The 20,811-nt window shown below is 59.1% G+C and carries 23 protein-coding genes; 4 read left to right on the top strand and 19 right to left on the bottom strand.

Translation table 11 applies throughout. The features are described from left to right. Nucleotides 1-12 precede the first annotated feature (12 nt). The 6 genes from ACSQ13_RS12325 to hmgA form a co-directional block, all read right to left on the bottom strand. Complete coding sequence (locus ACSQ13_RS12325; RefSeq protein WP_295511780.1) at nt 13-1,680, bottom strand: ABC transporter substrate-binding protein; 1,668 nt, start codon at nt 1,678-1,680, stop codon at nt 13-15. Between the two features lie 415 nt (nt 1,681-2,095). Further along, nucleotides 2,096-2,290, bottom strand: a complete 195-nt coding sequence (locus ACSQ13_RS12320; protein ID WP_295511782.1) for a DUF2783 domain-containing protein — start codon at nt 2,288-2,290, stop codon at nt 2,096-2,098. Continuing rightward, the gene (locus ACSQ13_RS12315; RefSeq protein ID WP_295511784.1) at nt 2,287-3,891 is read right to left on the bottom strand and encodes an FAD-dependent oxidoreductase; all 1,605 of its coding nucleotides are present in this window, start codon (nt 3,889-3,891) and stop codon (nt 2,287-2,289) included. Before ACSQ13_RS12315 ends, ACSQ13_RS12320 begins: the two co-directional genes overlap by 4 nt. A gap of 12 nt (nt 3,892-3,903) precedes the next feature. Continuing rightward, complete coding sequence (locus ACSQ13_RS12310) at nt 3,904-4,854, bottom strand: MBL fold metallo-hydrolase (RefSeq protein ID WP_176250748.1); 951 nt, start codon at nt 4,852-4,854, stop codon at nt 3,904-3,906. An 81-nt stretch (nt 4,855-4,935) separates the two neighbouring features. After that, nucleotides 4,936-6,189, bottom strand: coding sequence for a fumarylacetoacetase (fahA, locus tag ACSQ13_RS12305; protein ID WP_295511788.1), 1,254 nt, complete (start codon nt 6,187-6,189; stop codon nt 4,936-4,938). Between the two features lie 46 nt (nt 6,190-6,235). Then, on the bottom strand, nt 6,236-7,549 hold the full coding sequence (hmgA, locus tag ACSQ13_RS12300; RefSeq protein ID WP_217902988.1) for a homogentisate 1,2-dioxygenase: 1,314 nt from the start codon (nt 7,547-7,549) through the stop codon (nt 6,236-6,238). Between the two features lie 118 nt (nt 7,550-7,667). Between hmgA and ACSQ13_RS12295 the strand changes: the two genes are divergently transcribed. Beyond that, the gene (locus tag ACSQ13_RS12295) at nt 7,668-8,117 is read left to right on the top strand and encodes a MarR family winged helix-turn-helix transcriptional regulator (protein ID WP_176250745.1); all 450 of its coding nucleotides are present in this window, start codon (nt 7,668-7,670) and stop codon (nt 8,115-8,117) included. A gap of 26 nt (nt 8,118-8,143) precedes the next feature. Next, nucleotides 8,144-9,013, top strand: a complete 870-nt coding sequence (locus ACSQ13_RS12290) for a DMT family transporter (RefSeq protein ID WP_176250744.1) — start codon at nt 8,144-8,146, stop codon at nt 9,011-9,013. Here the strand turns inward: ACSQ13_RS12290 and ACSQ13_RS12285 are convergent. The 13 genes from ACSQ13_RS12285 to ACSQ13_RS12225 form a co-directional block, all read right to left on the bottom strand. Continuing rightward, entirely contained in the window at nt 9,003-9,812 is an 810-nt protein-coding gene (locus ACSQ13_RS12285; protein WP_176250743.1) for a division plane positioning ATPase MipZ, read from the bottom strand. The genes ACSQ13_RS12290 and ACSQ13_RS12285 overlap by 11 nt on opposite strands. A 205-nt stretch (nt 9,813-10,017) precedes the next feature. Then, nucleotides 10,018-10,299 (bottom strand): hypothetical protein, encoded by a 282-nt coding sequence (locus ACSQ13_RS12280; protein WP_176250742.1) that lies wholly within the window; start codon nt 10,297-10,299, stop codon nt 10,018-10,020. A 233-nt stretch (nt 10,300-10,532) separates the two neighbouring features. Next, on the bottom strand, nt 10,533-10,754 hold the full coding sequence (rpmE, locus tag ACSQ13_RS12275) for a 50S ribosomal protein L31 (RefSeq protein WP_093731702.1): 222 nt from the start codon (nt 10,752-10,754) through the stop codon (nt 10,533-10,535). 11 nt (nt 10,755-10,765) lie between these two features. Then, nucleotides 10,766-11,149 (bottom strand): 50S ribosomal protein L19, encoded by a 384-nt coding sequence (gene rplS, locus ACSQ13_RS12270; protein ID WP_176250741.1) that lies wholly within the window; start codon nt 11,147-11,149, stop codon nt 10,766-10,768. 236 nt (nt 11,150-11,385) lie between these two features. Then, on the bottom strand, nt 11,386-12,345 hold the full coding sequence (locus tag ACSQ13_RS12265) for a phosphoribosylaminoimidazolesuccinocarboxamide synthase (protein ID WP_176250740.1): 960 nt from the start codon (nt 12,343-12,345) through the stop codon (nt 11,386-11,388). Further along, complete coding sequence (gene trmD / locus ACSQ13_RS12260) at nt 12,342-13,181, bottom strand: tRNA (guanosine(37)-N1)-methyltransferase TrmD (RefSeq protein ID WP_176250739.1); 840 nt, start codon at nt 13,179-13,181, stop codon at nt 12,342-12,344. The genes ACSQ13_RS12265 and trmD overlap by 4 nt, the downstream gene beginning before the upstream one ends. Then, complete coding sequence (locus ACSQ13_RS12255; protein ID WP_176250738.1) at nt 13,178-13,966, bottom strand: hypothetical protein; 789 nt, start codon at nt 13,964-13,966, stop codon at nt 13,178-13,180. Before ACSQ13_RS12255 ends, trmD begins: the two co-directional genes overlap by 4 nt. Beyond that, a complete protein-coding gene (locus ACSQ13_RS12250; protein ID WP_295511794.1) occupies nt 13,966-14,775 on the bottom strand; it encodes a hypothetical protein in 810 nt (269 codons plus the stop codon). The genes ACSQ13_RS12255 and ACSQ13_RS12250 overlap by 1 nt, the downstream gene beginning before the upstream one ends. Before the next feature lie 9 nt (nt 14,776-14,784). After that, entirely contained in the window at nt 14,785-15,306 is a 522-nt protein-coding gene (gene rimM, locus ACSQ13_RS12245; RefSeq protein WP_176250736.1) for a ribosome maturation factor RimM, read from the bottom strand. Between the two features lie 301 nt (nt 15,307-15,607). Beyond that, the gene (rpsP, locus tag ACSQ13_RS12240) at nt 15,608-16,009 is read right to left on the bottom strand and encodes a 30S ribosomal protein S16 (RefSeq protein WP_176250735.1); all 402 of its coding nucleotides are present in this window, start codon (nt 16,007-16,009) and stop codon (nt 15,608-15,610) included. Between the two features lie 44 nt (nt 16,010-16,053). Then, nucleotides 16,054-16,350, bottom strand: a complete 297-nt coding sequence (locus tag ACSQ13_RS12235; protein WP_176250734.1) for a chorismate mutase — start codon at nt 16,348-16,350, stop codon at nt 16,054-16,056. A gap of 151 nt (nt 16,351-16,501) precedes the next feature. Continuing rightward, complete coding sequence (gene ffh, locus ACSQ13_RS12230) at nt 16,502-18,001, bottom strand: signal recognition particle protein (protein ID WP_176250733.1); 1,500 nt, start codon at nt 17,999-18,001, stop codon at nt 16,502-16,504. 204 nt (nt 18,002-18,205) lie between these two features. After that, on the bottom strand, nt 18,206-18,799 hold the full coding sequence (locus ACSQ13_RS12225) for an FMN-dependent NADH-azoreductase (protein WP_176250732.1): 594 nt from the start codon (nt 18,797-18,799) through the stop codon (nt 18,206-18,208). A gap of 131 nt (nt 18,800-18,930) precedes the next feature. Between ACSQ13_RS12225 and ACSQ13_RS12220 the strand changes: the two genes are divergently transcribed. Together ACSQ13_RS12220 and ACSQ13_RS12215 are read left to right on the top strand one after the other, a co-directional pair. Further along, nucleotides 18,931-19,806 carry a LysR family transcriptional regulator gene (locus ACSQ13_RS12220; protein WP_176250731.1) on the top strand — a complete coding sequence of 292 codons (876 nt, stop codon included), beginning with the start codon at nt 18,931-18,933 and terminating at the stop codon, nt 19,804-19,806. Next, nucleotides 19,806-20,705: a DMT family transporter gene (locus tag ACSQ13_RS12215; RefSeq protein WP_176250730.1), complete on the top strand. Its 900-nt coding sequence runs from the start codon at nt 19,806-19,808 to the stop codon at nt 20,703-20,705. Before ACSQ13_RS12220 ends, ACSQ13_RS12215 begins: the two co-directional genes overlap by 1 nt. Nucleotides 20,706-20,811 lie beyond the last annotated feature (106 nt).

The following is a 20,811-nucleotide window of genomic DNA, read 5'->3' as shown; positions in this document are numbered from 1 at the left end:
ATGTCGGTCGGTTTACATGGTCCACGCCATACGTGCCGGGTGGTATTCAAACCCGATGTGGTGACCTGCGCCAACCAGACCGTCTTTGGTGTGGTTGTACAGCGAACGCCAATACGGCTGGATCGTCACGCCTTCGCTCTGGATCATCGCTTCGCCTTCGGCCATCAGCTTGCGGCGTTCTTCGACGTCGGCCACGGACAAAGCTTTGGTCAGCAAGGCGTCGAATTCGGGGTTGGACCAACCGAATTCATTCCATGCTTCACCCGAACGATAGGCCAGCGCCCAGATTTGCACACCCAAGGGCCGCGCATTCCAGTTGGTCGAGGAGAACGGGTATTTCGTCCAGTCGTTCCAGAAGGTGGAACCGGGCAGGATCGTCCGCTTTACCTTGATCCCTGCATCGCGCAGCTGTGCGGCAACCGCATCGGTGGTGTCCTTGCGCCACGCATCGTCGATCGAAAACAGCTCGTGTTCGAAATCGGCCATGCCTGCCTCGTCCATCAGCGCCTTGGCGGCGGCAGGATCGACCTTGCGTGGGGGAAGTTCTGCGTATTCAGGGTGCATGGGGCCGACATGGTGGTTTTCCGCAACCAGACCGCGCCCGGCATAGCCAAGTTCGAGCAGGACAGCGTTATCAACGGCCATCGCAATCGCCTGACGCACACGTTTGTCGGCATAAGGCATTTTGCCGTCAACTTCGGCCAGCTGGTTGGGACGCACGACGATGGTCGCAGCCGTGGCGATTTCGTTTTCGTTCCAGCCGTCCAGCGTGCTGAACACGTCGATGAATTCACCCTCGATCGAATAGGTCGCGTCGATCTCGTCGGCCTCGGCCGCCGCAACAAAGGCGGAAGGGTCTGTGCCGTAATCGACGTATTCCAACCGGTCGATGTAGGGGCCGCCATAGACTTCGGTGCCCCACCATGTGTGGTCGGCGTTCTTGACCAAGACACTTTTGACCCCGACCTCGAGGGATTCAGGCAGGTAGGCACCTGTGCCAACGGGATTATCCAGCATCGTTTCCGCGTCGAACCCTTCGGGGACGATTGCGGCAGGATAGTCGGCCATACCCGGGATCAAGGTGATGTCGGGACGTGGCAGCATCAGCTTGACCGTGTGATCGTCCACCGCAACGATCGCACCTTCGATTGCTTTGCCTGTGGCCTCGTCTACCAGTGTCGCAAACCGGCCGGCCATCGAGTTGCCTTCGACGGATTTGTCACACCATCCTTCGATGTTGCGCACAACGTCGGCAGACGTAAAGGCGGTGCCATTGTTCCACGTCACACCCTTGCGGACATGCAGTGTATATTCAGTGGCATCATCGTTGATTTCCCAGCTTTCCAGCAGGGCGGGGGTGAATGTACCGTCGTTTTCCCAGATGGCGAGATATTCCAGCCAGCCGCGCGAGAAGTTCGCGATCTGGGACCAGTCATAGGTGCGGGGGTCTTTGAGGGCGCGCACTTCCATTTGCATCCGCACGGTACCACCTTCCTTGTGGGCGGCAGCGCTTGCCAGTGTGGGCAGGCCAATCATCGCATAGGCGGTGGCAGTGGTTGCTCCAAACGCGCTTGCCAGCGCCAGAAATTCGCGGCGGTTTACCGGGTCTGTCTTGGCTGCCTCGGCAGAGTTCAGAATGGCTTGTGGCAGGGGTTTACCAGTACGGGTCAAAAAACTCATGATCTTCCTCTCTGTTGATGTGGCCACGTCTTTTGCCGTTCGCCACTTTCGATACCCAAAAGGTCGAAGCCCAAAGGATGGTGATGCAGTTGATCTGCGCTCGTTGCTTGATAGAAACTAAGCTTGGCCGGTCGAGTGTCAACTTTGAGGTTCCATGCGTCAAGGCTGGAGCGGGCCCAAAACCGGGCGAACCTTTGGAAATAGGGGGAGAGGCCGTGGTAATTTCGGTTGACGTTACGGAAAGCGGGCGTGGATGACCCGAAATCAGCACCGCGATGGGCAAAGCCGGGGTTTCGGGGGTTTCATCGGTGACGTTGTGGGGAAGCCTAAGGAAGCGCTGGCGCGCTGCACGATATTTTGCATCTGCCAGAGGCAGATGCGTGCCTCCGGCGGGGATATTTGAGAGCCAGAGAAGTCAGGATGTCGTGTTTTGCCGTGCTGTGGTCAACAGGGTTTTGAGCCTGTCCAGATCACCGATTTCATTCGCGAAAATCAGCACCAGTCGCGCGTTCAGCGCGTGGCTTTCGGTTTCATCGAGGCCTTCATGGGTATCCATGAGCGCGTTGTAGAAGGCGTCTGCATCGCGGCCGAGCTTGTCATCGAGGATCATAATGTTGCTCCCAGAGCGCGGTCGCGGGCCGCGATGATTGCGGTTGGGTCTGGGGTGTCGAACACCGCGCAGACATGGCCGTCGGGGCGCAGAAGGTAGATTTTATCTGTGCCATAGCGGGTTTCGACATGCCCGTCTTCGGAGCGGTAGCAGGGGTAGTCGTTGGATTGGTTGATGCCGATCCGTGCGATGCCTGCAATATCGGGAAGATATGCCGGGCCAGCGGTCAAAAGGGTGAAGCTGCCCTGTGCTTTGGACAACAGCCAGGCCGGGCCCTGCGCGTCCAGGATCGGGGCGTCGAGCAGCGGTGTGCCGGGTGGAACCGGGGCATCCCCCGGGGTTTGCAGCGGGGATTCGGCAAGGGTACAGGGTTGGGACAGCCTGCCGGAGTTGATCAGTTTGCGGGCAAAGGGGTGATCGGCGGCGAGGTCGAGCACCTGATCGCGAAAGAGGGCTTCGATCGGGGATTTGGGGGTCATGAAATTCGTCGCGCGCGACGAGTTCAGGATGTTTTCGGCAGAGCCGTGCACCCGTTCGGTGTTATAGGTCTCGAGCAGCGATTGCGCGGCCTTGCCTTGCAATACAGCGGCGAGTTTCCAGCCCAGATTGTCCAGATCCTGAATGCCACCGTTGCCGCCACGCGCGCCAAAGGGGCTGACCACATGGGCGCTGTCGCCGACAAAGATCACGCGGTTATGCACGAAGCGGTCCAGTTTGGCGCAGCGGAATTTATAGACGCTCATCCAGTCGAGGCGGAAGGGGGTGTCGCCAACGATGGCCTTGATGCGGGGGATGACTTTGGCTTCGGTCGCTTCTATCTGCGGGTCGGTGTCGGGGCCGAGTTGCAGGTCGATGCGGTAGATATTGTCGGGCTGTTTGTGCAACAGCGCGGATTGGCCGTTGTGGAAAGGCGGATTGAACCAGAACCACCGTTCGGGCGTGTCGTGGTTGCCGAAGGGCGAGGTTTCCATTTCCACGTCAACGATCAGGAAATGTTCCTCGAAGGTTTGGCCCTTGAACGGCAGGTCCATGCGGGTGCGTGTTGCCGATCCTGCGCCGTCGCAGGCGAGGTAGTAGTCAGCCTCGAGCGTGTAGTTGCCGTCGGGGGTGGTGATGTCGAGGGTGACGTGGTCGCCGTGATCGGCGTGGTCTGTGACCTTGTTGAGGAAACGCAGGTCGATCAGGTCGGGGAAGTCTTGCGCGCGTTCGGCGAGGTATTGTTCGACATAATATTGCTGCAAGTTGATGAAGGCGGGGTATTTATGGCCCGGTTCGGGCAGCAGATCAAAGGCGTAGACTTGTTCGTTGTGGTGGAAATTGCGGCCCACTTTCCATGTCACGCCTTTGGCCAGCATCCGTTCGCCAACGCCAAGACGGTCAAAGATTTCGAGCGTCCGTTTCGCCCAGCAGATCGCGCGCGACCCCACCGACACCACATTGTTATCGTCCAGCACAACGGAGGCGATTCCCTGTTGTGCCAGATCGATCGCCATGGCCAGCCCAATGGGGCCTGCGCCCACGATGACGACGCGGTGCCGTGGTTCGGGCTGTGTCAGGCCGGGGGGTGGCGTGTAGGGGAAAGGGGCGTAGTCGTAGGCCATTGTCTGTTCCGATCAGCTTTGCAGTTGTTCCCACATTTCGATGTCGCGCTTGTCGGTCCAGATGCGGGGGTGGCTGATGCCGCGGGCTTCGTCATAGGCGCGGGCGACGTTGAAGGGCAGGCAATGTTCGTAGATCGCGTAATCGGCGAATTTCGGGTCACATTCGGCGCGTACGGCATCCCATGCGTCTTTTAGCGTGCCGTTGCGCGCTGCGACGCGGGCGGCGGGGCGGTAGGTGCTTTCGACAAAGTCGCGGGTGTTTTCGATGGCGGCGTTGACCATGTCGGCACCGACCAGCGCGTCACCACGACCCGGCGCGATGGCCGAGACATCATAGGCTTTGATCGCGTCCAGCGTATTGCCCCAATCGGCGAAATAGCCGTCGCCGCAGTAGCAGGCAGAGTGATATTCGACGATGTCACCGGTAAACATGACGTTTTCATCGGGGACATGAACCACGATATCGCCAGCGGTGTGGGCGCGACCCAAGTGCATCAGGTCAACGCGGCGGTTGCCAAGGTAGACGGTCATGCGGTCGTTGAAGGTGGTGGTGGGGTAGGTCAGGCCGGGGATGGATTCATGGCCCTCGAACAGGCGGGGGAAGCGTTGGAATTCGCTGTCCCAGTCTTCCTGCCCGCGTTCATTGACCATGCCACGTGCCATTTCGGACATGATGATCTGGTCTGCGTTGAAAGCCGAGGCCCCGAGGACGCGCACGGCGTGGTAGTGGGTCAGCACGACATGGCTGATGGGCTTGTCGGTGACTTCGCGGACTTTTTCGATGACCTTGTTGGCAAGGCGTGGGGTAGCTTGGGCCTCGATGATCATGACGCTGTCATCGCCGATGATCACGCCGGAGTTCGGGTCGCCTTCGGCGGTGAAGGCCCAGAGGTCTTGGCCCACTTCGGTGAAGGAGATTTTCTTTTCGGTCATATCCCCTTGGGAGGCGAATTTCTTGGACATTGGTGTTCCTTTTTGAACGTCGGTGCGCGGGGCGATCTGGGATGCCTCCGGCGGGAGTTTATCTGGCAAAATGAAGCGGGGTCAGGAGAGGGTTTTCGCGGGGAGGATCGTGCCGGAGCAGGCCCCGAACCCGATGCGGTAGCCGTCACCCTGGGCGTGGCCGGTGAGGATCATGGTGTCGCCGTCCTCGACAAAGCTGCGGGTGGTGCCATCGGACAGGGTGATCGGTTCCTTGCCGCCCCAGCTGAGTTCCAGCAGGCTGCCGCGTTCGTTTTTCTCGGGGCCGGAGATGGTGCCGGAGCCGAGCAGATCGCCCGCGTTCATCGAACAGCCCGAAGATGCGTGGTGGGCCAGTTGCTGGGGAGCAGAGTAATACATCGTATTGTAATTGGTCCACGCGAGGACTTCCTGCGTGCCACCCTGGGGCTGGATCAGCACCGACAGGTCGATGTCATAGAGCATCGGTTTTGGTTCTTGCAGATAGGGGAGGAGTTCCTTTTCCCGCTCGGGCGTCGAGGTGCGGAAGGGTTCAAGCGCTGCGGTTGTCACGATCCAGGGAGAGATGGAGGTGGCAAACGCTTTGGCCTGGAACGGGCCGAGCGGCTGGTATTCCCACGCTTGAATGTCGCGCGCGGACCAATCGTTGAGCAGGACATAGCCAAAGATCATTTCATCGGCTTCCGCGACGCTGATGGTATCGCCCATTTCGGTAGAGGTGCCGACGATGGCCCCCATCTCGAGTTCGATATCAAGGCGCTTGCAGGGACCAAAGCTCGGCGCATCGGCGTCAGGGGCCTTTAGCTGCCCGTTGGGGCGGCGGATATCGGTGCCCGAAACAACCACGGTCGAGGCGCGGCCGTTATAGCCGATGGGAATGTGCAGCCAGTTCGGTGGCAACGCGTTTTCGGCACCGCGAAACATGGTGCCTACATTGGTGGCGTGGTGGCGGCCTGCGTAGAAATCGGTGTATTCCGAGACCACCAGCGGCATGTGCAGGCGGATGTCGGACATCGGCACAAGATGCGGTGCGACTTTGGCCTGATCTGCGCTGCCGGAGGACAGCAGTTCGATCAAGCGCGCGCGCAGGGTCGCCCATGCTTTAGGGCCAAGGTCCATCACGTCGTTCCAGTAGGGGACGTCAAAGACCGGATCGAAATGCAGCAAAACCAGATCTTCGGCCTCGAGGGCTGCCATATCCAGCACCATGTCACCAATGGCCACTCCGCAACGTGGCTCAAGGCTGTCGGTCGAGAACACGCCGTAGGGCAGGTTGTTGAGAGGGAAATCGGTGTCGGCGCTGTTCGCGCTTTCCACCCATGAAGTGAGTAGGGTCATGGTCAGTCCTTGAATTCTTGTGCCTGCGCAGTCTGTGCGTCAGCGATTATTTCTTGCCCGGTGTGCCGTCGAACTTTTTCTCGAGGTTGTCCCAGCAGTCGATGTAGTCATCCTGCAAAGGGGCCTCTTTCGCTGCGAATTCGGTCAGGTGTTGCGGGAACCGCGTTTCGAACATGAAAGACATGGTGTTGTCGAGCTTTTCCGCTTTCAGGTCCGCGTTGGACGCACCTTCGAAGGCATTTTTGTCGGGGCCGTGGGGCAGCATCATGTTGTGCAGGGACAGGCCGCCGGGGATGAACCCTTTGGGTTTGGCATCGTATTGGCCATAGATGTTGCCCATCATTTCGGACATCACGTTTTTATGGTACCATGGGGGGCGGAAAGTGTCTTCGGCGACCATCCAGCGTTCGCGAAACAGGACAAAGTCGATGTTTGCGGTGCCTTCGACGCCGGACGCTGCGGTCAGCACGGTAAAGATCGACGGGTCGGGATGGTCGAACAGCACCGCGCCGACGGGACAATAGGTGCGCAGGTCGTATTTCACGGGTGCGTAATTGCCATGCCACGCGACGACGTCCAAAGGTGAATGGCCGATCTTGGTTTCGTGGAACTGGCCGCACCATTTGATGGTGACGGTTGAGGGTGCGTCGCGGTCTTCGAAAGCGGCGACGGGGGTCTTGAAATCCCGGCGGTTGGCCATGCAATTCGCACCGATGGGGCCGCGACCGGGCAGTTCGAATTTCTGACCGTAGTTTTCGCAGACAAAGCCGCGCGCCGGGCCTTCGATCACTTCGACGCGGTAGACCAGACCGCGCGGGATGATCGCGATTTCCTTTGGTTCAAGGTCGATCACGCCCAGTTCGGTGCAAAAGCGCAAACGGCCTTCCTGCGGGACAATCAGCAATTCACTGTCAGCGGAGTAAAAATACGCGTCGACCATGCTGTCGGTGACCAGATAGATGTGGCTGGCCATGCCGACCTGGGTGTTCACATCACCTGCGGTGGTCATGGTGCGCATGCCGGTCAGCCATGTAAGTTTCTCGGTCGAATGCGGCACCGGATCCCAGCGATACTGGCCAAGGCTGGTCACATCCTGCGGGATATGCGGCGCGGATTTCCAATAGGGTAGGTCGATTTTTTCGTAACGGTGTGAATGCTTTACCGAAGGCCGGATGCGGTAGCACCATGTGCGTTCGTTCTGGTGGCTGGGGGCGGTGAACGCGGTGCCTGACAGTTGTTCGCCATACAGACCGTAATTGCATTTTTGCGGGCTGTTCATGCCTTGGGGCAGGGCACCGGGCAGGGCTTCGGTCTCAAAATCATTACCGAAACCGGGCATGTAGCCGATGGTTGTTCCCATCGGGCTGGTGGCGGATGTCAGGTCTGATGGGGTTACTTGGCGGTTCACGAAAGCCTCCCTTGCAAAATATGTTGCGTTTGTAATAGTTGTTTTTGTAACTAACAAGCGGTCCGTTTACATGCCTGACGACAATTTCCAGTTAAATCAGTTCCTGCCCTATCTGTTGAACCAGGCAGCCGAGGCAAGCAGTCTGGAGTTCCAGCAAATCTATAAAGACCGCTACGGGATGCTGAGGACTGAATGGCGGGTGCTGTTCCATCTGGGGTTGTACGGGCGCATGACCGCAAGCGAGATCGGCGCGCGTGCCAATATGCACAAGACCAAGATCAGCCGCGCGGTGCAAAAACTGACCGAGCGCCGGTTTGTGACGCGCGCGCGCGATGATGCCGACCGCAGGGTCGAACATCTGGCTCTGACGGCACAGGGGCAGGCGGCTTATGACGATCTGCATCAGGTTGCCCAGCGGTATGACTGGGATTTGACCGCAGATTTGAACGAGGCGGAACGGGCAGCGCTGAAAAAGATGTTGGTGAAACTGTCGGGCAAACGTCCTGCGGGCTTTACTTGAGCCGTGCTTGGCGTCACCGATAGCGGATGAATGATCAAGCCCGCGGCCTTTTGATTACCCTGATCGGCATCCTGTGTGTGGTGCCGGATTCGCTGTTTGTGCGGCTGATCGATGCGGCCCCGTTGACGATCGCCTTTTGGCGGCTGGCACTGGCGGGCGGTTTGATTTGCTGTTGGATTTTGCTGACCAAAGGAACGGGGCCGTTTCGGGCGGTGCTGAAAACTGGCCGTTACGGTTTGGTATATATGGTCGGCACCGGGGCAAGCGGGGTCTTGTTTGTGCTGGCGGTCAGTCTGACGTCGGTTGCCAATGTGGTGTTTATTCTTGCGTCGTTACCTATCTTCGCCACGGTCTATAGCCGGATATTTCTGGCCGAACCGATCAGCCGGCGCATGTTGATCACCATTGCTGTTGTCATGGTCGGCATCGCGATCATTGCCTACGGATCGGGGGAAACGGCCCATGCGAGCCTTGTCGGGGATTTGCTTGCGCTGGCGGTGTCCGCCTTGTTTGCGGCGGGTCTGACAGCGGCGCGCCACGCAAAGGCCATTTCGATGGTGCCGGGGGTGGGGTTGGCCTATCTGATCGGTGCCGCGTTGATCGCGCCTTTTGCGCATCCACTGGCTATGCCGGTTGATCAGGCACCGCTGGTGCTAACCCACGGTGTGTTCATCATGTTCAGCTCGATGTTTCTTGCGCTTGGTCCGCGCTACATCACCTCGGCCGAGGTCGGGTTGCTGGTGTTGCTGGAATCGGTGCTTGCACCGCTGCTGGTCTGGGCTGTGGTGGGCGAAGACCCGGGCCGCTATGCGCTGGTCGGCGGGTCAGTGGTCATTGCGGCGCTATTCGCGTCGAACATGATCGCCCTGACCCGCCGGAAACGGATCAGAAGTTGATTTCAACGCCCGGCAATTTCAGCGCCTTCATCAGGTCGCGCAGTTCCTGACGGGCTGCCACGTTCGAGATGTTCAACTGTTTGACGCCAATGTCCTTGAGGTCCAGCAGGGTCAGCCCGCGCGGGAACAATTCACGGAAAATCACACGCTCGTTAAAGCCGGGCGCGATGCGGAATCCGATGCGTTTGCTCAGGTTGAGGATGGCGCGTTCCATCTTGTCTTTGTTGACCATGCGCTGCGCGCCCATGCGGTTGCGCACGACGATCCAGTCAATCGGGTCAAGCCCGGCTTGGGCACGCAGTTGCCGCGCGTTCCAGACCATTTCGGAATAGACCGACGGGCCGGTGATCTTGTCGCCGCTGGCGTCGGTATGGGCCAGCAGGTCAAAGTCGATAAAGCTGTCGTTCAGCGGCGTGATCAGCGTATCGGCCAGCGAATGTGCAACTTGGCTCAGCCGTGTGTGCGAGCCGGGGCAGTCGATCAGGATGAAATCGCTCACTGGTTCAAGTTCGGCAATCGCGGCGCTCAGGCGGTGATCGTAAATGTTTTCACCGGGCTTGAGGGCGTCTGCTTCGACTTCGGGCAGCTCGTGCATGACGGGGGAAGGCAGATCAAGTTCAGCCGACGCAAGAAAGGATTTGCGGTTATCAACGAAGCGCCCGAAGGTGCGCTGGCGCAGGTCCAGGTCCAAGACGCTGGTCTTGTGGCCCATCCGCGCAAGGGCGGTCGCGACATGCATTGAAACGGTCGATTTGCCCGCTCCGCCTTTTTCATTTCCGACGACGATAATATGCGCCATTGCAAGCTGTCCCTTTTACTCCCCGACTTTGCCGGGGCCACATTGCCGTAAACCATATGGTAGATATGGCGCATTTGGAAGCACTTGCGCGTCCAGATTGTGGTTATTGTATCAGGGTGTTGCACGCATTTTTTCCACGTGTTGCGATTTGCAATCCGACTGCTGGCGTTCCCGCCTGTTTCCCTTTGGCACGATGCGAGAGCCGTCAGTCCTGTAGTTCAAGTTGGCTGCGGCAGGCCGAGATCACATCGCAGAGTTCATTCCTGTCGCCATGAAGCCGTTGCAAGGCCCCGGCCAGAACCAGCGCTTGCGCGTATTGGCGTTGGTTCAGCAGGTTTCGGGCCGCTGTCAGGTCTTGCGACCACAGGCTGTTTTGATCCGCATCGGGCCGGTTCAATTCCCCAGACGGGCCGCGCGGGGTTTGGGCGTGTCGCGGGGCCGGGGTGCCCACCGGATCAGCGCGAAGGGAGAGGCAAGACGTGGTCATCAGGGAACCTTTCTGAGGAAGACAAAAGCAAAGGTGACGCGAATGTCTTTCCAAAACCTAAACAGATATCGAATGGTTCCTGAAATATTTGAGCGTTGCGGGGGCGGGCGGAATTTACCGCCTTGGGCGGTGTCGCTGACCGGAAAATGACATCTTAAAATAGGGGCGGAGAAATGAAAAATGGCGCGCCCGAAAAGGACACGCCATCATTTGTTCGACAAAAGCAGAAGGGTTTAGAAGCCCAGACCTGCATATTTGTTCTTGAACTTGGACACGCGGCCGCCGGTGTCCATCAAACGGGATGTGCCGCCGTTCCATGCAGGGTGCACGGAGGGGTCAATATCCAACGAAAGCTGGTCGCCTTCTTTGCCGTAGGTCGATTTCATTTCCAAGATCGTACCGTCGGTCATTTTGACGTTGATCGTGTGGTATTCGGGGTGTGTATCGGCTTTCATGACAGCTCTCCTTACGCGTTCGCGCCAGATTTTGGCTTGTAATGGGCGTTCTCGACGATCCGTGCCGATTTACCACGACGGCTGCGCAAGTAGTACAGCTTGGCGCGACGAACGCGACCACGACGGACGACTTCGATGCTGTCGATGTTGGTGGAGTGCAGCGGGAATACGCGCTCTACGCCTTCACCAAAGGAAATCTTGCGCACGGTGAACGAACCGGCAATGCCGTGGCCGTTGTTGCGTGCAATGCAGACGCCTTCGTAGTTCTGAACGCGGGTACGTGTACCTTCGGTCACTTTAAAGCCCACGCGGATGGTGTCTCCGGCGCGGAAATCTGGGATCACTTTACCCAGTTCGGCGATTTGTTCCGCCTCGATCTGTGCAATCAGGTTCATCTGATCGTCTCCTATGAATGCTCGCGGTTAGTCCACGAAGTTTTGCGCGATCCCATAGCTTCGGTCTGTCTGGCGGGCCTGCCGTGGCAGCCCATCGAAGATAGCATCATCTTTGCGTTGGATTTCTGCGAAAGCAGAAAAGGCTGGAGCCGCGAAAGCGATTCCAGACTTAGGCGTCGTATAGGTCGGATGCCCCGCTGGATCAAGAGGGTATCACCGCCTAACGTCGTCGCCTTTCAGGTGGTGAAATACGGGGCCAGATTGCTGCGTACGCGGTCCAATACGGTGTCGCCATCCATGTTGGGCACAAACTTCTGGCCGGTGATCGCCTCATAGGCGTCGATATAAACCTGAGACGTCGCCGCGATCAGTTCTGCCGGAATTTCGGGAATGTCATCCTTGTAGGGATCGCAGCGGGCATCGACCCAGGACCGGATCACGTCCTTGTCAAAAGACGGGGGGCGGGTGCCGTTTTCCAGTGCCGCCTGATAGCCGTCCGCCAACCAGAACCGCGAGCTGTCGGGGGTGTGAATCTCATCGGCCAGCAGGATATTCCCGTCTGCATCGGTGCCGAATTCATATTTGGTATCGACCAGGATCAGACCATTCTTGGCTGCCATTTCCTGACCGCGGGCAAACAGGCGCAGCGCGATATCGCTGATCTGGTCCCATTGCGCCTGGGTCAGCAGGCCCTGTTCAACGATTTCGGTCTCGGTCAGCGGGGCGTCATGGCCGCCGTCGAATTCTTTGGAGGTGGGGGTGATGATCGGGTGGGGCAGCGCCTGGTTGTCGCGCAGACCATCGGGGAAGCTGTGGCCGTACATCTGGCGTTCGCCCTTTTTGTAGAGCGTCAGAACGGATGTGCCGGTGGAACCCGCAAGATAGCCACGCACGACAATTTCGACCGGCAGGATGGTCAGGCGTTTGCCGATCACCACGTTGGGGTCGGGATATTCCAACACATGGTTGGGGCAGATGTCGGCGGTGCGATCAAACCAGAACCGTGCGGTTTGGGTCAGAACCTGACCCTTGAACGGGATCGCCGTCAGGATGCGGTCGAATGCCGATATCCGGTCGGAGGAAATCAGGATGCGGCGACCGTCTGGCAGATCATAGCAATCACGCACCTTGCCGAAATAGGGGTTCGGAAGTTCGTCAATGCGGGCGTGGTCAAGGGTGCGGGTCAGGTCTGTCATGATTTGCCTTTTGGTTTTGGCGTGTATTTTGCCCACATATCAGGGCGGCGCTGCTGTGTCAGCAGCTCGCCTTGGGCAAGCCGCCATTTGGCGATTTCGCCGTGGTTGCCCGACATCAGGACGGGCGGTATCTCGCGGCCCTTCCATTCGGCGGGGCGGGTGTATTGCGGGTGTTCCAGCAGGCCGGAGGAGTGGCTTTCCTCGACCGTGCTATCGGCATTTCCCAGCACGCCGGGCAGCAGGCGCACGGTGGCGTCGATCATCGCCTGCGCGGCGAGTTCACCACCGGTCATCACAAAATCACCCAAGGACACTTCGGTAATGCCGTAATGTTCGATCACACGTTCGTCGACGCCCTCGAACCGGCCGCACAGCATGGTCACGCCTGAACAGGTGGCAAGATCGGCGGCCATCGCCTGATCAAAACGCCGTCCGCGCGGCGACATGTACAGGATCGGCCAACGCCCTGCGGCCCCGGCCATCGCCGCTTCGATTGCGGGGCCAACCACATCGGCGCGCATGACCATGCCGGCACCGCCGCCTGCGGGCGTATCATCGACATTGCGGTGTTTGCCGATGCCATAGTCGCGCAGATCGTGGGTGCGCAGCTGCCATTTGCCTTCTTGCAGGGCGCGGCCCGTCAGGCTGGCCCCCAGCACACCGGGAAAGAGTTCGGGAAACAAGGTCACGATTTCAGCCCGCCAGACGCCGGCATAGTCGGGCGTGTCCTGCATCAATTCGCGTGGTTTCAGTGTCGGGCGTACCGATTGGCGACCGTGGGAACGGGCCTGCCTGGGGCGATCGGGGTCGGTCGTCTTGTCCGGCGGTGTTGTCATGTCACATTGGCCTTTTCCAGAATGGCCTTTTTGGTGGCCATGCGGTTTTCGGGGTCTTTGACAGTTCTGTTGACGTCGAGCAAGGCCAACAAGGTTTCCATGTCGGGCCGGATATTCTGGGCAGGCGCGGGCTGCAGGCTGTCGCGCAGGTCTTGGGGGATGTCGCACAGATCAAGCAGCGGGTCGGCGGGGCCAAGCGGACGGTGCTTGCTGTCTTCGATGGCGCAGTGATGGGTCGGGCAGGGGACGCGGCTGGCGATTTCATTAACCATGAAGTCCAGATCGCCGGCAGCGTGGTACTTTTCGACAAACGCCTCAAGGTCCAGCGTCATGGAGGATGATTTCACATGCTGCCAATAGGCCGAGACCAGCCAGTCTGCGGGCTTGCGGGTGGACAGGTAAATCTGGATGTCCGCTGCGGGAAACTTGGCTTTTGCGATGGTCCAGAAACTGTACAGGATGATCGGCATGGCACTGTAATCCATCAGATCGCCACGGCCGGGCAGGTGGCCGCCCAGTTCTTCGGACGTAATGATCAAGCTGCGGCGGGGCATTGCGGGTAAATCCTCCAGCAAGGCGTGAAACCGGGTTTCGGCCTTGATCAGGGTCAGCGGGTCGCGCCATGTCGAATAACCGCGCGTGGCGCTGATCAGCTCGCGCATTTGAGGGGGCAGGCGCAGGGCAACATGCCGCTTGAGCGCCGCACGGTTGGCGCGCAAGGTTGAGGTCAGGCTGGTCGTGCCGGTTTTGTGAAATCCGGTGTGCAGGATAATCCGGCGCGGCATCAGACGATTTCCCTGTTCAGTTTCAGACGTGCGGCGCAGGCGTCCTGATCGCTCAGGCCCGAGCGGTTGATGTCAAGCAACGCCGAAAGTTGCGCGGGCGAGGGTGCCCTGTTTGTGACGGGTGCTGGCGACAAGGCGCTGCGTTTGCTGTCGGGATAGTCTGCCAGATCCAGCAGGCTGTCCAGCATACCCAGTCTGGTTTTTGCGCAGTCCTCAAGCCGGATGCTGGCAATACACGCCAAAGGCAGCGCGGCAGTGCAGTCCGTGACCACTTGGGTCAGGTTTGAAGAGGGTCTGAACGTTTCGACATAATCCTGTTTGTCCAGCTTCATACGAGAGGCGCGCAGATGTTGGGCATAACAACTTTCCAGCCAATCTTCAGGGCTGCGCGTCGAAAAGAGGAAGGTCAGTTTTGCGTCGGGGCGCGTTTGCGCAAATGCGGTGCAAATTGCTGTCAGCAGATCGGGGGCTGCGCGGTAATCCTGCACGCCATTGCGGCCGGGGATATAGCCACACAGGCTTTCCGAGCTGAGGATGAGTGTGCGGGGGGCCGGATTGATCTGTTCGGCGATCAAGGCGGCCTCGTAGAGGACCAGGCCCAGATCAAGGTCAGTGCGGCTGGCGGAATAGCCCTTGGCGGCACCCGACAGGCCGGGAATATCCTGATCCAGAAAAATCCGGATATCCGGGGCAAGGGTGTCGCGGTTCGCCCTGAGGGAGGCTTGCAAGGTGGAGGTGCCGGTTTTGTGAAACCCCGGATGTATGATGACCTGCGTCACGCGCGATAGGCCCGTATCGGGCAGAAACATTCAGAACGGTTAGTCAGCCTTGGCATCGGGGAGTATCCCGTCGGGGGGATCGGCGATGATCCGACCGGAGGCGAGATCGACCGTCGGCACCGCCGCCTTGGTGAACGGCAGGAACACAGTGGCCGAAGTACCCGCGAGCTGCGTTTCCAGCAGATCATCCGCGCCGTGGTTCTGGACGGTTTTGACCTTGCCGATCAAGGTGCCGCCGGTGTCGAACACCTCAAGCCCGATCAGATCGGCGTGATAGAATTCATCATCGGGCAACGAGGGCAGCTGGTCGCGGTCCGCATAAAGCACGGTGCCGCGCAAGGCGTCCGCTTCCTCCTTGGAGGTGACATCGGTGATGCGGGCAACAAAGCCGTTCTTGATCGGGCGCACGAGGGCGATTGCAAAGCTGCGTTTGCCGTCTTCGGATGTCAGGGGGCTGTAGTTTTCGATGTCTTCGGGAACCGCGCAATAGCTTTTGATGCGCAATTCGCCGCGTACACCGTAAGATCCGGCAATCGCACCGACTGATACTTTTTCGCTCATTGCAGTAACTCCGAATCCAGACAGATTGTGCCGGTCCATTGGCCTTCGCCGGCCGTGCATTCGCTTTTCATCAACATGCGTTCAAACCAGATGCCAATGGCGATACCTATGCCAAGAACAAGAACGAGACGCAGCAATCGGAACATGATCGGCTTTCGGGTCGGGGACAACGTCAGGACGCGGTCGGTAATGGAATGATGGTAAAGTACATCGGACCGGCAGGATTGGCAAAGGAATGCTGACTGTCAAATATACCTGTTGGATCCCGGCGCAGCGAAAACCGCGCCGGGAAACCGTTTGATTATTCTGCTGCTGCTTCGTCTGCGGCAGGTGCTTCGGCCGGTGCTGCTGCGGCTTCTGCTGCGGCGGCTGCCTTGGCGGCTTTCTCTTCGACGCGCGCTGTGGCTTTCTTGCCCGGTGCACCCTTCTTGGGGTTGCTGCGCTCTGTCTTTGGGGTAACGCCAGCGGCTTCCAACATGCGTGCAACACGGTCTGTTGGCTGTGCGCCCTTGCTCATCCAGTACTGAACGCGCTCGACGTTCATTGTCACGCGATCTTCGCTGTCTTTGGCCAGCAACGGGTTGTATGTGCCCAGCTTTTCAATGAAGCGGCCATCACGTGGCATGCGGCTGTCGGCAGCAACGATGCGGTAGAAAGGGCGCTTTTTGGAACCGCCACGGGCGAGACGAATTTTCATGGACATGATGTGTTTCCTTTAGGGTTAGGCGTGGTGGGGTGAACCCCACCCTACGATTGGTGGCTTTTGTGGTGCTGAATGACTTCAGCGATGATGAAGTTCAGAAACTTCTTGGCAAATTCGGGATCGAGGTCAGCCTCTTTCGCCAAATCTTCGAGCCGGGCAATCTGGTTCGCTTCGCGATCCGGATCGGACGGGGGAAGGTCGTGTTCGGCTTTGAGTTTCCCCACAGCCTGGGTGTGTTTGAACCGCTCGCCCAAGGTATAGACGAGGATGGCATCAAGCCGGTCGATGCTGGCGCGGTGGCCTTTGAGGATTTCCGCAGCGCGGGTCACGGCGTCGGTCATACGGTGGCCTTTTTCGTTAGGATGCGGGCGCGCTGGCGCGCGACGACATTCTTGGCGCAGGGGGCAAGGTGAGCCAGCCCGCGCGGCGGTGTGGGTGTTGCGAGGGCGGGATGCCTCCGGCGGGAGTTTATTTGGCAAAACGAAATCGGGGTCATTTCTTTTTCCCGAAGCCGGACAGCCCGCCGGGCAGGCCCATGCCGCCGCCCATGCCGGGCAGTTTGCCGCCCATTTGTCTGGCTGCGGCTTCGAGGGCTTTTGGGTCCATGCCCTGGGCCATTGCGGCCGGGTCCATGCCGCCCTTGCCGCCCATCATGCCTTTCATGGCCTGTTTGAGCATGCCGCCTTTGCCCATCTTGCCCATCTTTTTCATCATGTCGCCCATCTGGCGCTGCATCTTCATCAGTTTGTTCAGTTCGGAGACTTCGAGGCCGGCACCTTTGGCGATCCGTTTCTTGCGGCTGGCTTGCAGCAGCGCGGGGTTGGCGCGTTCCTTTTTGGTCATCGACTGGATCAGGGCGATCTGGTGTTTGAGGACCTTGTCGTCAAAGCCGGCTTCTTCGACCTGTTTGGCCATTTTACCCATGCCGGGCATCATGCCCATCATGCCTTGCATGCCGCCCATCTTGAGCATCTGTTCGAGCTGCATTTTCAGGTCGTTCATATTGAACTGACCCTTGGCCATGCGGCGCATCATCTTTTCGGCTTGTTCGGCCTCGATGGTTTCCTGCGCCTTTTCGACGAGGGCGACGATGTCACCCATGCCAAGGATGCGGCCCGCGATGCGTTCGGGTTCAAAGGTTTCGAGCGCGTCCATCTTTTCGCCAAGGCCGACGAATTTGATCGGCTTGCCGGTGACCGCGCGCATGGACAGGGCTGCACCGCCGCGACCGTCACCGTCCATACGCGTCAGCACGACGCCGGAAATGCCGATGCGGTCGTTGAAGTTTTCAGCCGTTTGCACAGCGTCCTGGCCGGTCAGGCCATCGACCACCAGCAGGGTTTCGCGCGGGTTTGCAACGTCACGGACGGCTTCGACCTGTTGCATCAGTTCTTCGTCGATGGACAGGCGGCCTGCGGTGTCGAGCATGTAGACGTCGTAGCCGCCCATGGCAGCCTGGGTCTTGGCGCGTTTGGCGATCTGGACGGGGTTTTCGCCCTTGACGATGGGCAGGGTGTCGACGCCGATTTGCACGCCGAGGATCGCAAGCTGTTCCATCGCGGCGGGGCGGTTGACGTCAAGCGATGCCATCAGCACGCGCTTGCCGTCGCGGTCCTTGAGACGTTTCGCCAGTTTCGCGGTCGTGGTGGTTTTACCGGAGCCTTGCAGGCCGACCATCAGGATCGGGGCGGGGGCATTGTCGATTTTCAGCGCACCGGGTTCGCCTTCGCCGCGCAGCACATCGATCAGGGTGTCATGGACGATTTTGACGACCTGCTGGCCGGGGGTGATCGATTTGGTGACCGCCTGACCTGTGGCCTTGTCCTGGACGGCTTTGACGAAATCACGGGCGACGGGCAGGGAAACGTCTGCCTCAAGCAGGGCGACGCGGACTTCGCGCAGGGCGGTTTTGACGTCTTCTTCGGACAGCGCACCTTGTTTGGTGAGGCGGTCAAAGACGCCGGAAAGGCGTTCGGATAGGTTCTCAAACATGGGCCATGGCCCCCTTCGGTCGGTTGCGGATGATCCTAATCTAGGAAGCCCGCGTTAAATACACAAATGCCCCCACGGGCGTAACACGCTGGTGGGGGGCGATCTCTGGCCGCGCCAGAGACCGGAAGGCATAGTGCTTCCGGGATTTGTGGGTCGTTTAAGTGAGGGGCGGGTTTGAGTCAACCCGCCCGTCGTTTTGGCTGGTCAGGCTGCTTTGGCGACCGGAGCCAGCCCGTCGATGGCGTTATTGGCGCGCTCGATCGTGCCTTCGGGGTCTTTGGCCAATGCGTCGGCGGATACGATTGTAACGTCGGTCATCCCCATAAAGCCAAGCACAGCCTTCAGGTAGCCGGTGTTGAAATCCGCCTCGGAGCCGGCGGGAACGCCACCCGATGCCATGGCGATGATCACGCGTTTGCCTTTGACCAGACCTTCGGGGCCGGTTTCGGTGTAGCGGAATGTAACGCCCACACGTGCGACCAGATCAATCCAGGCTTTCAGGGATGCAGGCACGCTGAAGTTATAGAGGGGGGCACCGATGACGATGGTATCTGCGGCCAGCAGTTCGGCCACCAGTTTGTCGGATTCGGCCAGCGCCTCGATCTGTTCGGCGGAGCGGTCGGCCTCGGGGGTGACACGCGCGACTGCCCAGGTCTGGGTGATTTGTGGCAGCGGTTCATGGGCAAGGTCGCGGACGGTCACATCACTATCGCCCAGTTTGGCGACAATACGGTCCGTCAGGGCGCGGGTCACGGAATCGGTGGTGTTGGCAGATGAATCGATACGCAAGATAGACATGGGAGGAGGTCCTTTATTAGGAAGTTGATTGACACCTGTTAAATGCGCCTTGCACGGGCGAACACAACTTGCGAAAATGCGGGTGAAGTGTTCGAATTTGCACATAAATCCGGATTGAACGGGGTGGCGTGATGGATAACTGGGACGAGATCAAGACCGCCTATCAGGTGGCGCGCATGGGCACTGTCAGTGGGGCTGCCGAGGTTCTGGGCGTGCATCATGCGACGGTGATCCGTCATATTGATGCGTTGGAATCGCGGCTGGCGGTCAAGTTGTTCCAGCGCCATGCCCGCGGGTACAAAGCGACCGAGGCAGGCGAAGACCTGTTGCGCGTAGCAGAGGCGACCAATGACCAGTTCAGCCAGCTTGCCAGCCGGATCAAAGGGCGGGGCGAGAACGTATCGGGTGAGTTGGTGATCACATCCCTGCTTGAGATTGTGGGTTGGGTGACGCCCTTGCTGGTTGCCTTTCAAAAGAAGAACCCGGATATCTCCATTCGTTTTCTGACCGGCGAACGCTTGTTCCGCCTTGAATACGGCGAGGCCCATGTCGCGATCCGTGCGGGCAATGTGCCAGAGCAGCCGGACAATGTTGTGCAGCCCTTCAAGACGCTAAAGGTCGGGCTGTTTGCGCACCGCAGCTATATCGAGAAGTTCGGCAAGCCGTCCGGGGTCGAGGAGTATGGCAACCACCGGTTTGTCAGCCACGATGACATGCAGATGCGGGCACCGTTCTTTAAGTGGATGCAGGCGGTTGTTCCGAAAAGTGCGATGACCTTTCGCTGTCTGGATACCAATGCCCTGACCGAAGCCATTTTGAACGGTGCCGGGATCGGGTTCATGGGCTACGAGGACGGTCTGAAAAACCCTGACCTTGTCGAGATACATCCGCAGTTGTCTGAATGGGATTCGCCGCTTTGGCTGGTGAGCCATGTGGATTTGCACCGAACCCCCAAGGTGCAGGCGATTTTGAAGTTCCTGAAAGACAGTGCGAAGGGTGCCGCTTAATGAGGTCTGATCTTCAGGGGCATTTGGCGATGCTGACGTTTTCGGCCCTTGTTGCGGGGTCGTTTTCATTGGGGTCGATGTCGGCGAACATGATATCGCCTGCTGCGTTGAATGCGGCACGGTTCGTGATTGCGGGGGTTGTGATTGCAGTCGCGGTTGCCGCAACAACGGGGATCACCCGCGAGGCAGGCCGTGCGCCGTGGCGCTATGTGATTTTGGGCGGTTTGTTCGCTGTCTATTTCGTGCTGATGTTTGAGGGGCTAAAGACCGCCCGTCCGGTCAGTGCGGCAGCGGTGTTTACCCTGACGCCGATCATTGCCGCCGGTTTCGGCTGGCTGTTGTTACGGCAAAAGACCACGCTGCGGATGGCTATGGCGCTGGCGATCGGAGCAGTCGGGGCGCTTTGGGTGATCTTTCGCGCCGACCTTGCGGCCCTGCAAGGGTTCGAAGTCGGGCGCGGCGAGGCGGTGTATTTCGTGGGCTGCGTCAGTCACGCGCTTTATACGCCGATGGTGCGCAAGCTGAACAGGGGCGAACCGGCGGTGGTGTTCACGCTGGGCACCTTGATCGGTGGTGGGGCGTTATTGTTCATCTATGGTTGGCGGGACGTGTTGGGAACCGACTGGCTGGCGCTGCCGCTTATCGTCTGGATCACGATCTTTTACGTGGCTGTGGCCGCGTCCTCTGCCACCTTTGTTTTGCTTCAGTTTGCGTCGCTCAGGCTGCCCTCGGCCAAGGTGATGGCCTATACCTATCTGACGCCAAGCTGGGTGATCCTGTGGGAGATCGCATTGGGGAACGGTGCGCCGACACCGATCGTGTTCGGGGGCGTTTCGCTTACCATTCTTGCGCTATATCTTTTGCTGCGAAATGATGAGGTTATCGGCAAAAGTGATTAATAAACGCACAATCGCTGGAACCATTGTGCGCATTCCCGAGTTTGGATCACAGAAAGTTCATAAAGGAATGGTTAAATGCGTAGCATTATTTATCTAGTTGGTTTGG

This window comes from Sulfitobacter sp. SH22 (assembly GCF_965641905.1).
Taxonomy (GTDB): domain Bacteria; phylum Pseudomonadota; class Alphaproteobacteria; order Rhodobacterales; family Rhodobacteraceae; genus Sulfitobacter.
Note: the sequence above shows the minus strand (reverse complement) of the source record. Positions and strands in the feature narration are given on the sequence as shown.

Bases quoted from the DNA above. Each gene is read 5' to 3' on its own strand.
- ACSQ13_RS12325 (WP_295511780.1), bottom strand. From the start codon at position 1,680: ATGAGTTTTTTGACCCGTACTGGTAAACCCCTGCCACAAGCCATTCTG.
- ACSQ13_RS12320 (WP_295511782.1), bottom strand. From the start codon at position 2,290: ATGATCCTCGATGACAAGCTCGGCCGCGATGCAGACGCCTTCTACAAC.
- ACSQ13_RS12315 (WP_295511784.1), bottom strand. From the start codon at position 3,891: ATGGCCTACGACTACGCCCCTTTCCCCTACACGCCACCCCCCGGCCTG.
- ACSQ13_RS12310 (WP_176250748.1), bottom strand. From the start codon at position 4,854: ATGTCCAAGAAATTCGCCTCCCAAGGGGATATGACCGAAAAGAAAATC.
- fahA (WP_295511788.1), bottom strand. From the start codon at position 6,189: ATGACCCTACTCACTTCATGGGTGGAAAGCGCGAACAGCGCCGACACC.
- hmgA (WP_217902988.1), bottom strand. From the start codon at position 7,549: ATGGGAACAACCATCGGCTACATGCCCGGTTTCGGTAATGATTTTGAG.
- ACSQ13_RS12295 (WP_176250745.1), top strand. From the start codon at position 7,668: ATGCCTGACGACAATTTCCAGTTAAATCAGTTCCTGCCCTATCTGTTG.
- ACSQ13_RS12290 (WP_176250744.1), top strand. From the start codon at position 8,144: ATGAATGATCAAGCCCGCGGCCTTTTGATTACCCTGATCGGCATCCTG.
- ACSQ13_RS12285 (WP_176250743.1), bottom strand. From the start codon at position 9,812: ATGGCGCATATTATCGTCGTCGGAAATGAAAAAGGCGGAGCGGGCAAA.
- ACSQ13_RS12280 (WP_176250742.1), bottom strand. From the start codon at position 10,299: ATGACCACGTCTTGCCTCTCCCTTCGCGCTGATCCGGTGGGCACCCCG.
- rpmE (WP_093731702.1), bottom strand. From the start codon at position 10,754: ATGAAAGCCGATACACACCCCGAATACCACACGATCAACGTCAAAATG.
- rplS (WP_176250741.1), bottom strand. From the start codon at position 11,149: ATGAACCTGATTGCACAGATCGAGGCGGAACAAATCGCCGAACTGGGT.
- ACSQ13_RS12265 (WP_176250740.1), bottom strand. From the start codon at position 12,345: ATGACAGACCTGACCCGCACCCTTGACCACGCCCGCATTGACGAACTT.
- trmD (WP_176250739.1), bottom strand. From the start codon at position 13,181: ATGACAACACCGCCGGACAAGACGACCGACCCCGATCGCCCCAGGCAG.
- ACSQ13_RS12255 (WP_176250738.1), bottom strand. From the start codon at position 13,966: ATGCCGCGCCGGATTATCCTGCACACCGGATTTCACAAAACCGGCACG.
- ACSQ13_RS12250 (WP_295511794.1), bottom strand. From the start codon at position 14,775: ATGTTTCTGCCCGATACGGGCCTATCGCGCGTGACGCAGGTCATCATA.
- rimM (WP_176250736.1), bottom strand. From the start codon at position 15,306: ATGAGCGAAAAAGTATCAGTCGGTGCGATTGCCGGATCTTACGGTGTA.
- rpsP (WP_176250735.1), bottom strand. From the start codon at position 16,009: ATGTCCATGAAAATTCGTCTCGCCCGTGGCGGTTCCAAAAAGCGCCCT.
- ACSQ13_RS12235 (WP_176250734.1), bottom strand. From the start codon at position 16,350: ATGACCGACGCCGTGACCCGCGCTGCGGAAATCCTCAAAGGCCACCGC.
- ffh (WP_176250733.1), bottom strand. From the start codon at position 18,001: ATGTTTGAGAACCTATCCGAACGCCTTTCCGGCGTCTTTGACCGCCTC.
- ACSQ13_RS12225 (WP_176250732.1), bottom strand. From the start codon at position 18,799: ATGTCTATCTTGCGTATCGATTCATCTGCCAACACCACCGATTCCGTG.
- ACSQ13_RS12220 (WP_176250731.1), top strand. From the start codon at position 18,931: ATGGATAACTGGGACGAGATCAAGACCGCCTATCAGGTGGCGCGCATG.
- ACSQ13_RS12215 (WP_176250730.1), top strand. From the start codon at position 19,806: ATGAGGTCTGATCTTCAGGGGCATTTGGCGATGCTGACGTTTTCGGCC.